Source organism: Lonsdalea britannica, assembly GCF_946477055.1.
In the GTDB taxonomy this organism is placed as follows: Bacteria; Pseudomonadota; Gammaproteobacteria; order Enterobacterales; family Enterobacteriaceae; genus Lonsdalea; species Lonsdalea britannica_A.
The window spans coordinates 1-10,650 of record NZ_CAMKXG010000113.1; the positions used below are offsets into that span (position 1 = coordinate 1).

A 10,650-nucleotide genomic window follows, 5' to 3' on the forward strand; every position below is an offset into this window, starting at 1 on the left:
GATAAATCACAGGTCGCCGCCGTGATCGCCGAGTGGACCGGCGTGCCGCTGAACCGTATTTCACAGGGGGAACTGGATGTCGTCACCCAGCTGCCGACGCACCTCGGCGCGAACATCAAAGGGCAGGATCTGGCCATTGCCCAGCTGCACAAACATCTGCTGACCGCCCGTGCGGATTTGCGTCGTCCCGGCCGTCCGCTGGGCGCGTTCCTGCTGGTCGGACCGAGCGGCGTCGGCAAGACCGAAACCGTCTTGCAGATCGCCGACCTCATGTTCGGCGGGCGCAACTATCTGACCACCATCAACATGTCGGAATATCAGGAGAAACACACCGTGTCTCGCCTGATCGGCTCGCCTCCGGGCTACGTCGGCTTCGGCGAAGGCGGCATTCTGACGGAAGCCATCCGCCAGAAACCGTACTCGGTCGTGCTGCTGGATGAAGTCGAAAAAGCGCATCCTGACGTGTTGAACCTGTTCTATCAGGCCTTCGACAAAGGGGAGCTGGCGGATGGCGAAGGTCGCCTGATCGACTGTAAGAACGTCGTCTTCTTCCTGACGTCCAACCTGGGCTTCCAGACCATCGTGGATTACGCCGATCGGCAGGATGACCTGCTGGATGCGCTCTATCCCGAACTGGCGGGCTTCTTCAAACCGGCGCTGCTGGCGCGTATGGAAGTTATCCCTTACCTGCCGCTGGCGCAGGATACGCTGGTCGATATCGTCCACGGCAAGCTGTCGCGTCTGGTCAATCTGCTGAAAGCGCGCTTCGACGCCGACGTGGTGATCGACGACGACGTGCCGGTAGAGATCTTGCGGTTGGCTAACCGCAGCGAAAACGGCGCGCGCATGCTGGAGTCCGTGATCGACGGTCACCTGCTGCCGCCGGTGTCGTTGCAGCTGCTGCAACGTATCTCCGCAGGCGATGCCATTGCGCGCATTCGCTTCAGCGTAAACGACGGCCAGTTTGTTTCAGAGGTGGAGGGCTGATTATGCAGCAAGCCCTCGAATTCGCGCTTTCGTTGACCCGGCCTCGCGATGAGGCCGAACTCTGCGACTGGTTGCTGGATACCCTGCGGGATCACTGGCAGCCGAGCGGCGCTCTTCTGGGATTGGTGGATATCAGCGGGCGGCAGTTAACCTGCGAGGGATGGATTCACGGCAAACCGGTGTCGTTGACGCTGGATGTCGATGACTTCAGCCATCCCCTGGCTTACGTGCTGCACAAAAATCAGGTGAGAACCTGGGACTCCCTGTACGGCGGCGCGCGCGTCGAGCACGCCGCATTTCGCGGACTGCTGGCGGACGTCGGGGCGCAGTGTGGTCTGCACGCCTTGCCGGTCAACGGCGAGAACGGCAAATCGGTCGGCGTTCTGGCGCTGTTCGACAGCGGCTTCAGGCTGCAGGAGTGGCATGAGAAAGATGAGCTGCCGCTGCTGGCGCGCATTTTCACGCATCAGCTTGCCTTGTTGCGGGATTTGGGCCGCAGCCGCCGCGAGCAGACCGTGCTGCGCGACTCACTGCGTCAGATCAAAGGGGAAGGCGCGCTCCAGCGCCAGCAAGAGAAACTGCTGGAAGCCTCGCTCATTGGTCAGTCGACGGCGATCCGACGCCTGCATCAGCAGATTGCTCAGGCCGCGCATCACCATCTGTCGGTGCTGATTCAGGGCGAAACCGGCGCGGGCAAAGATGTGGTGGCGCGTCTGCTGCATCAGTGTTCGGTTCGCGCCGACAAACCGTTTATCGCTATCAACTGCGCCGCGATCCCCGAAAACCTGATTGAAAGCGAGCTGTTCGGCTATCAAAAAGGGGCTTTTTCCGGCGCGCAGAGCAATAAAGACGGGCTGGTGGCGCAGGCCAACGGCGGGACGCTGTTCCTGGATGAGGTCGGCGATATGCCGATGATCATGCAGGCCAAGCTGCTGCGCGTGCTGGAAACGCACGCCTTCCGGCCGCTGGGCGGCGATAAAGAGTGCCACTCCGACTTTCGCATCATCGCGGCGACGCATCAGCCGCTGGAGCAGTACGTCAGCGAAGGGCGCTTTCGGCAGGATCTGTATCATCGCCTCTGCCAGTGCGCGATCCAGGTTTCTCCGTTGCGGGAACGGCCGGATGACATCGCGCTGCTCTGCGAACACTTCATCGCACTGTTTGGTCGTCAGGAAGGCAAAACGTACGGCGCGCTGCCGCGCACCGTTCTCAAGCACCTGATCGATTACGACTTCCCCGGCAACGTTCGCGAACTCAAGAACCTGCTGGAAGTCGCCTGCGCCAATACTCCGGCGGGACAGGAGATCACGCTGGACGCGTTGCCCCTGGAGCTGAAGACGGGCCTCGACAACGAACCCATCGTGTTGGAAGACGGCTACAACCATATCCGGGATTTGCGTCTGGCTACGCAGCAGTATGAAGCGGCGGTGATCGCCGAGCGTATGCGCCATTTTCAGGGAAATCGCTTACTGGTGGCGGAAAGTCTCAACATTCCCAAGCGGACGTTGGACCACAAGTGCCAGAAGCTGGAGGTGAATTGATGAGTATTTTATCCCTGTTGCCGCTGCTGGTGTCGGCGACGAGCGCGCCCGATCCCCACTGGGAGCGGCTGTTGCAGCAGTGTAGTCAGGAAACCGTGCCGCAGGTGCGGTTGGCCTGCTACGACGCCATCGGCAGAACGTCGGCCCCGTCTTCCGGCGCGTCCGCACACGCGGCGAATTGGCCCGATCTCGTTGCGACTCACGCCGATCTCGGGCGTAACGGGTTTGTTCTGAATCGTGACGAGGCCTCGGACAGTCAGACGCTAACGCGCCGCGCCGTTGAGGGCGGCACGTTGACCATCTCCTGTTCCAGCGCCATTACCCACTTGCGCTTGCAGCTGGATAACGCGTGGCCGGGAGAGCAAATTCAGGCGCGCATCGATGGCGAACCGACGGCGGACAACTGGTTCGTCCGCAATCGCGGGATGCTGCTGGAGTTTGGTCGCGGTCTGCCTGCCATCGAAGAGCTTAAACGCTGGATCGGCCATCGCGAGCTGCTGTTGTCGGATGATCGCGGCAGAACGGTGCAGGTCGATCTCTCCGGTCTGGGCGACGCCCTCAAGCCGCTGCGTCAGCAATGTCGGTGGTAGGAGAACAGGTCATGGCAATCCACTCTTATCCCTCGTGTCAGCGGCTGCTGACGCCCCTGCCGGTAGACCGGGTCAGCGGCGCGGTTCCGGCGGATGATCCTCTCTGGGAAGACGTCGAAACCGAGATGGTGAAATTGGGCTCGCTGGCCCACAGCCAGGTGGATCTTAACGCAGTGGCGGAGCAGTGCCTCACGTTGCTGGAGACGCGGACTAAAGACATGCGTGTCCTCGTCCAGCTGCTGCGCTGTTTACAGCATCCGGCGAAAGCGACGCCGTTCGCGACCGCATTGATGCTGCTGGACGACTGGGTGAACGTTTACTGGACCACGGCTTGGCCGCAGAACACGTTGCAGAAAACGCGGTTGATGACGCAGGTCGCCAAGCGTTTCGACAGCGTGCTGCCGCGCGTCGCCGAAAATGCCTCGGTGGCCGAGTTAGGCCAGCTATTGACGCTGTCGGAACAGTTCGCTCAGCGTTGGTCCGCCGTCGCGCCGGACAACACGCTGTTTGACGATTTGACGGTCAGTCTGCGCCGCACTCAGAGCCGTCGCGCTGAGCAGGTCAAGGCGAATGAGCCGCCGCCGCGCGCGCAGGCGACCGCCAGTGTGGCGTCGTCGTCGTCCGGTCAGGCGGAGCCGAAGCCGTCGGTGGACATCAACCACTCGGACGATCGCGCCTGGCGGCAAACGCAGCTCAAGGTGGCGGAACTGTTGGTGGAACAGCAGGCGGATACCCCGGTGGGATACCGTCTGCGCCGTCACGCCATCTGGTCCGGCATCACCACGCCGCCGTTGACGTCGAAAGGCAACGCCACGCAATTGGCCCCCATGTCGGCGGATATGGTGGACGACTACAAGGCGGCGATGGGGCAGGCGGACAAAGCGCTGTGGGCGCGCGTTGAACAGAGTCTGGTCTTGGCGCCGTACTGGTTTGAAGGGCACATGTTGTCGGCGCAGATCGCCGCTCAGTTGGGCTGTCAAGCGGCGGCCTCGGCCATCGCCGATGAGCTGCACGCCTTTCTGACGCGTCTGCCGACCCTGCGCGAACTCACGTTCAACGATGGAACGCCGTTCCTGACCGACGCCTGCCGGGAATGGGTGGATGCCGGACAGACGAACGGCGAGTCGTCGTCCGGGCAGTCCGACGATCTGGCGGGCGAAGCGGCGAAATGTCGGGCGGAGAAAGGGTTGAACGCCGCCATGACGTTGCTGGATAAGAAAATGGCCAAGATAAAAGAGCCCCGAGGCCGTTTTTACGCCCAGCTGATCTTAGCGGATCTGCTGGCGGAGGAAGGAATGAAGACGTTAGCAACACAGCATTACCACGCTTTGTGGCAAGAAACCCAGCGATTGGGACTGTCGCAGTGGGAGCCGGGACTGGTTAGCCGCCTTGAGCGCTTTGCAACCTCGTGGTCAAAATAAGACATTCGGAGTGAATGGTCACTTATGTTTAAAACAATCATTACCTTTTTGCGGCAACAGCTGCCGAAGCTAAAGCTCTCCTGGGTCATGCTGGGGATCGTGCTCTGGATTGTCGTGTTGGCGCTGGCCTGGTGGCTTGGCCCGAGACTGCATGTATTCGACACGCGGCCGCTGGATACGATCTGGTCACGTATCGTCTTCACGCTGCTGTGGCTCTGGCTGGGTTTCAGCATCAGCGCCTGGCGGCTGTGGCGTCGTGTACGCCATATCCGGGCTGAACAGCAAAAGCAGAAGATCGCCGAACACGATCCTCAACAGATCTTCGTCGACAAACAGCAGGCGTTTCTGGATCGCTGGCTGCTGGCGCTGCGCGCACATCTGGGGGCGGGCATTCTCTACAAGATGCCGTGGTACCTGACGATCGGTCTGCCGGGCAGCGGTAAAAGCAGCCTGATCCACCGCGCTAACGAGGCGAACAAGCTCAACCCGCATCTGGATGCCGAACTGCGAGACTTCGCCGCAGGTCAGGAAGTGGACTGCTGGGTAGGCGAAAACGCGATTATCTTCGATCCCGACGGCCAGATGATGGCGCCGTCGAATCCCGATCTGGCGCCGGTAGAACGCAAACATGAACGTCTGTGGACGCATTTGCTGCAGTGGCTAAGCCAAAATCGTAAGCGTCAGCCGCTGAACGGTCTGGTGCTGACGCTGGATCTGGCCTGGCTATCGCATGCCAGCGTGCCGGAACGTAAAGCCTTCGCGCAGCTGATCCGCGGACGCATTCAGGAGATCGCCACCACGCTGAACACCCGGCTGCCGATCTATGTCGCGCTCACCAAGCTGGATATGCTGCGCGGCTTCGACATCGCCTACCGTCAGCTGGATAAGGAAACGCGTCAGTCCATCCTCGGGGTGACCTTCGATCTGAAAGGCAGCGCCGGTAAAGGCTGGCAGGAAGAGCTGGATGCGTTCTGGGACAAATGGGTGTCCGCGCTGAACGACAATCTGCCTGACAACATGCTCTCCAATCTCACCAGCGAACAACGCAGCGCGCTGTTCAGCTTCACGCGTCAGCTGGCCGGGTTGAAAGACTACGTCGAAGAGATCCTTGCCGACGCGATTACGCCGGAAGAGTACAAACCGCTGTTGGTGCGCGGCGTTTACGCGTGTTCCGTTTATCAGCAGGGCGTGCCGTTCGATGCCTTCGCGCAGGCGGCGACCTTCCGTTATCAGCTGCCGGAGCCGGTCAATTCGGCTCTGAAAGGCGAATCCAACACCTTCTTCGTGAAACGCCTGTTCTCCGGCGTCATCTTCCCCGAAGCGCATCTGGCCGGGGAAAACCGTCTGCACAGCCTTTATCGCCGCCGCCGTATCGGCATCGGCATGGGGTGCATGGGCGTGCTTGCCGCGCTGCTGGTGATCGGCTGGCATCACTACTATCGGCTGAACGAAGAGGCTGGGCGCAATGTACTGAACAAGGCGCAGGCGTTTACGGATACCACCGAGCTGGCGGGACAGCAGAACCAAGGCTTCGGCTACGGACAGCTGCCGCGCCTTAACCTGATCCGCGAGGCGACGCTGTCGTTCGGCGACTATCGCGAGAAAACGCCGGTGCTGTCGGAAATGGGGCTATATCAGGGCGATAAGATCGGTCCTTTTGTGGAAGGCACCTATCTGCAACTGCTGAGCCAGCGTTTCCTGCCGGCGGTGATGCAGGGATTGCAGGACGATCTCAATCAGGCTCCTAAAGGCAGCGAACAGAAGCTGGCGATCCTGCGCATCATGCGGATGGTCGACGATGCATCTGGTCGCAACAAATCGGTGGTCGAGCAGTACATGGGACAGCGTTGGCAGCGGGCGTTCCCCGGTCAGGGCAAGGTGCAGGAACATCTGATGCAGCACCTGGACTATGCGCTGGAGCACACCGACTGGCATCAGGCCCGTCAGCAGAAAGACGCGCAGGCGATTGCCGCTTTCGAACCGTTCCGGATGCCCATCGCCGACGCGCAGCGTGAGCTGAGTAAACTGCCCATGTTCCAACGCATCTACCAGAGTCTGGTGACCAAATCGGCAGATGTGTTGCCGCCGGATATGATGATGCGCGATGAAGTCGGACCGGTGTTCGATACCGTCTTCACGCTGCGCAACGACAAAGCGGGCACGGTGCCGCGGTTGCTGACCAATGCGGGCTTCAGCGAATACTTCGTCAAACAGGATAAGACGCTGTTCGATCTGGCCGCGCTGGATGCGTGGGTACTGGGCCAGCGTGAGAAAGTCTATCTGAGCGATGAAGACCGAAGAGAGATCCAGCGTCAGGTCAACGATCGCTATATCACCGACTACGTCAACCAGTGGCAGAAAGTGCTGGCGGGTCTGGACGTGCAGCCGCTGGAAACGCCGGAACAGGCGCTGGACGTGCTAACGGCCATCACCGGTAACGATCAGCCTTTCCAACGCGTGATCGCGGCATTGAATGACAACACCCGCGCCCGAAAACTGTCGGATAACGACCACGATCCGGCGCAGGTCATGAATGCGCGTATTAGCCGTACGTTTATGACCACCAACTCGACGCTGAGCGGTCGCGGCGATCAGGTCGCCTTGATCCAGGAAGTGAATCAGAAGCTGACGGAGTTCTACCACAGTCTGGAGCAGATCGTGAACGCGGGCGATCCGGGTCAGGCGGCGCTCAAGGCGATGCAGCTGCGTCAGACCAACCGCTTCGCCGATCCGGCCTTCGCACTGCAACAGTACGCGCGCAGCCTGCCGACGCCGCTGGATCGCTGGGTTGGGCAGATCGCCGAGCAGAGTTCACACCTGGTGCTGGATCTGGCGATGTCTTCGCTGAATCAGGAATGGCAGGACAAAGTGGTGGCGCCGTTCAACGATCAGCTGGCGGATCGCTATCCGTTCAATCCTGAGTCCGACAAGGACGTGGCGCTGTCGGAAATGGAGCGCTTCTTTGCTCCCGGCGGCACGCTGGACAGCTTCTATCAGGCCAACCTGAAGTCCATTCTGAACGAAGGTCAGGGAAGCGGCGACGTGAGCACGACCTTGCAGACCGAGCTGGTCAAGCAGTTGGATCGCGCCGATCGCATCCGCAAAACACTGTTCAATGCGCAGGGCGGGCTGGAAATACACTTCGTGCTGGAGCCTATCGAGCTGACTGCGAACAAACGGCGCAGCGTGCTGAATCTCGACGGACAGCTGTTGGAGTACTCCCACGGCCGTCGTCAGAAAACGCCGCTGGTCTGGCCGAACAACATGCGCGACGGTGCGGAAAGCAAAATCACGCTGGTGCCGGACAATCGCGAACGTTCGCCGCGTAGCCTGGGCTACATCGGGCCGTGGGCGATGTTCCGCCTGATCAATATCGGTGAGTTGAGGCAGGTCAACGAGAACACGTTCGACGTGCAGTTCGCCGTCGATCAGGGATCGATGTCCTATCGCGTTTACACCGACGCCAGCCACAACCCGTTCGCCGGTGGTCTGTTCAGCCAGTTCCAACTGCCTGAATCACTGTATTAATGTTCGAGGGGGCGCTTGCGCCCCCGTTAAATGGATTTCATCACTATGCAAGACGCACAGCAGGCTTTGACGGTCGGTCGCGATCCGCGAATGCTGCCCGAATACGAAACTTTACGCATTGAAATCAACAAGCTGAGCCACGCCTCCCGGCCGGAAGTCGACTGGGCATTAATCCATCGAATGGCGGGCATCATTTTTGAGAAGCACGGCGTGGATTTGCAGACCGCCGTGTATTTCGTCCTCGCGCGGTCACGGTTACAGGGGCTGAATGGCTTTACCGAAGGCTGCGAGTTTCTCGCCAACTTGATCGTGACCCAGTGGGACAACTTCTGGCCGCCGGCGCATCAGGATCGCGCGCGTATCGAAATGATCGACTGGTTTATCGCCCGCGTCAGCGATGTGATCCGGGGTTATGCCATCAGTCAGGAAGATCGTCGGTTGATTTATCGCTGCGAACGTTCGCTACAGCTGATCAGCGAGAAGCTGCACAACGTCGGCCTGAGCCGCGTGCCTCGTATCGAAAATCTGGTTCACTTTATCGAAGGCTATACCCATCTGTTCGATGAGACGGAGATCGTGATCGTCTCCGACGATCAGGAGATCAGAAAGCAGGACATGCAGATCCCGCCGATGGTGTATTTCAAGTCGGACGGCGCTGCCTCGACGAGCGCGGGCGATCAGCAGGCGCTGCCGACCGGCAGCATTCTGGTCGGCAGAGAAAAAGGCGAGGTCAAACCAACCGTGCTGAAGATCGAGGCGCGCCGCAAGCATAAACCGGCGTGGTTCTGGTTTGCCTGCGGGCTGCTGAGCTGCGCGCTGCCCGTCGCAGCGGTCTTCGGCTGGCACGTGATGCAGGAGCGTAAAAACGCCGCGGTCGAGCTGCTGATGCAGCCTGCTCAGGCGTTGCCGAACATCCTCGATTACAACGATATCCGCCAGGTGCGTATCTCGCTGGGCGAGCAGACGCTGCAGGGGATGGAAGGCCGTGTGATCGCGCGCTATCAGGCGCAGCTGGATCAGATCAAACACGCCTCGCCGCTCTCGGTCTATCAGTACGGCGAGAACCTGAAGAACTCGCTGCAGATGCTTTATCCCGACTCGCTGGCCGTCAAAGAGATGGGGCGTCAGTGGCAAGAGTCGCTGACGCAGCGTCAGGATGTCCCGGTGTCGTCACCCGCCTATCTGGATGCTCAGGCTCGCGTGGACGGCATGCTGAAGCAGCTGCAGGAACTGGAGCAACAGCGTAAAACGGTCAGCATCTCCTACCTGAAATCCCAATTTTACGAGATCCAAAAAAACCTGCTCTCCGGCACGCCGTTCACCCTGAGGCTGAAACAGCTGGAAACCCAGAAAGCGGAACGAGGCACGGTCAATCCCGGCGAACTGGAGCGGATGGAAAATGAGCTGGATGCGCTGAGTATCCGACTCTTCAAACTCAAGCAGAAAAATACGGGCAGCTGACGGCCCACAGGCATTGAGGCCGCGTCTCTTGCGTACCGTGTGGCGGACGCCGGGCGCGGCGATCTATTGACGGTAAAAGCGAAATGATGATGCGTAAAACAGCGGTTCTACTCCTGACGGCAGGGTGTCTTACGGCGTGCGGCACCCCGGTGTCGTCGCTGTCCGAGCAAGACCTGACGCGCGTCGCCTCCGAGGGCAACGGGACGGCGCAATATCAGCTGGCGAGACGACTGGCCGCCAAACCGGATTATCCGGCCGCGATGCGCTGGATGCAGAAAGCGGCGGAGCAGGAGGGGAGACTGAGCGCGAGCAGCGACCTGCGCGGGACGGCGGCGCTACAGGTTGCCGACTGGTATCAGCAAGGACTGGGCGAACCCAAAAACATGCCGTTGGCCGAACGCTGGTGGCACAAATCGGCGTATTTCGGCAATAGCGAAGCCAACTATCGTCTGGGGATGCAGTGCAAATTACGGCATCAAAACAAGCTGGCGCCGGAGTGTATGGACGAGTTTGAAGCGGCCGCCGGTAAGCGTCATGCGGGCGCTCAGCTTGAGATGGCGGAGTGGTACGCGGCGCATCCGGACTCCGCCAAAGAGGCGATCCGCTGGTTCGAACGTTCGGCCGAACAGGGCAACCGAGACGCGCAGTATCAGCTGGCGCAACGCTATGAGAAAGGGCAGGGCGTGACGCAGCGTAGCGATATGGCCGAACGCGGGTATTACAAGGCGGCGCAGGCAGGACAGCCACAGGCGCAGTGCTGGATGGCGCAACACACGCAAGGCCAGGAGTCGATCGAGTGGTATCGCAAGTCCGCGGAGGGCGGCGAACCGCAGGCTCAGCTGTGGCTGGGCATGGCGTATTTGACCGGCGATAAATTGCCGCTTGATAAAGCGCGGGGCGAAACGTTGCTGCAAAAGGCGGCGGCGGGCGGCTCGGCGGAAGCCAACTACCAGCTTGGCGTTTTGTCGCCGAATGCGGACCAGAAAGTGAAGTACTTCCAGATCGCCTCGTCTAAAGGTTTCCTAAAAGCGCAGTATGAGCTGGGTCTTTACTACCAGCAGTCGGGGGATCTTGTGCATGCTCGCGCCGAATTCGCTAAAGCGGCGGCGCAGGGCGACGTAC

At 60.4% G+C, this 10,650-nt stretch carries 7 protein-coding genes; all 7 read left to right on the top strand.

From position 1 onward, the window contains the following. Positions 1-987: AAA family ATPase (locus Q7O77_RS09410; protein WP_304166182.1), on the top strand; the 987-nt coding region annotated here is incomplete at its 5' end. Positions 988-989: 2 nt separating this feature from the next. After that, positions 990-2,528 (top strand): sigma-54-dependent Fis family transcriptional regulator, encoded by a 1,539-nt coding sequence (locus tag Q7O77_RS09415; RefSeq protein ID WP_304166185.1) that lies wholly within the window; start codon positions 990-992, stop codon positions 2,526-2,528. Then, the gene (vasI, locus tag Q7O77_RS09420) at positions 2,528-3,118 is read left to right on the top strand and encodes a type VI secretion system-associated protein VasI (protein WP_304166188.1); all 591 of its coding nucleotides are present in this window, start codon (positions 2,528-2,530) and stop codon (positions 3,116-3,118) included. Before Q7O77_RS09415 ends, vasI begins: the two co-directional genes overlap by 1 nt. 17 nt (positions 3,119-3,135) lie before the next feature. Next, positions 3,136-4,539, top strand: a complete 1,404-nt coding sequence (tssA, locus tag Q7O77_RS09425) for a type VI secretion system protein TssA (RefSeq protein ID WP_304166198.1) — start codon at positions 3,136-3,138, stop codon at positions 4,537-4,539. A 24-nt stretch (positions 4,540-4,563) separates the two neighbouring features. Further along, positions 4,564-8,067 (top strand): type VI secretion system membrane subunit TssM, encoded by a 3,504-nt coding sequence (gene tssM, locus Q7O77_RS09430; RefSeq protein ID WP_304166191.1) that lies wholly within the window; start codon positions 4,564-4,566, stop codon positions 8,065-8,067. 45 nt (positions 8,068-8,112) lie between these two features. Beyond that, positions 8,113-9,528: a VasL domain-containing protein gene (locus Q7O77_RS09435; protein WP_304166193.1), complete on the top strand. Its 1,416-nt coding sequence runs from the start codon at positions 8,113-8,115 to the stop codon at positions 9,526-9,528. 83 nt (positions 9,529-9,611) lie between these two features. Continuing rightward, a partial coding sequence (locus Q7O77_RS09440) for a tetratricopeptide repeat protein (RefSeq protein WP_304166195.1) occupies positions 9,612-10,650 on the top strand: 1,039 nt, incomplete at its 3' end.

Coding starts and splice junctions, on each gene's coding strand:
- Q7O77_RS09415 (WP_304166185.1), top strand. CDS start 990: ATGCAGCAAGCCCTCGAATTCGCGCTTTCGTTGACCCGGCCTCGCGAT.
- vasI (WP_304166188.1), top strand. CDS start 2,528: ATGAGTATTTTATCCCTGTTGCCGCTGCTGGTGTCGGCGACGAGCGCG.
- tssM (WP_304166191.1), top strand. CDS start 4,564: ATGTTTAAAACAATCATTACCTTTTTGCGGCAACAGCTGCCGAAGCTA.
- Q7O77_RS09435 (WP_304166193.1), top strand. CDS start 8,113: ATGCAAGACGCACAGCAGGCTTTGACGGTCGGTCGCGATCCGCGAATG.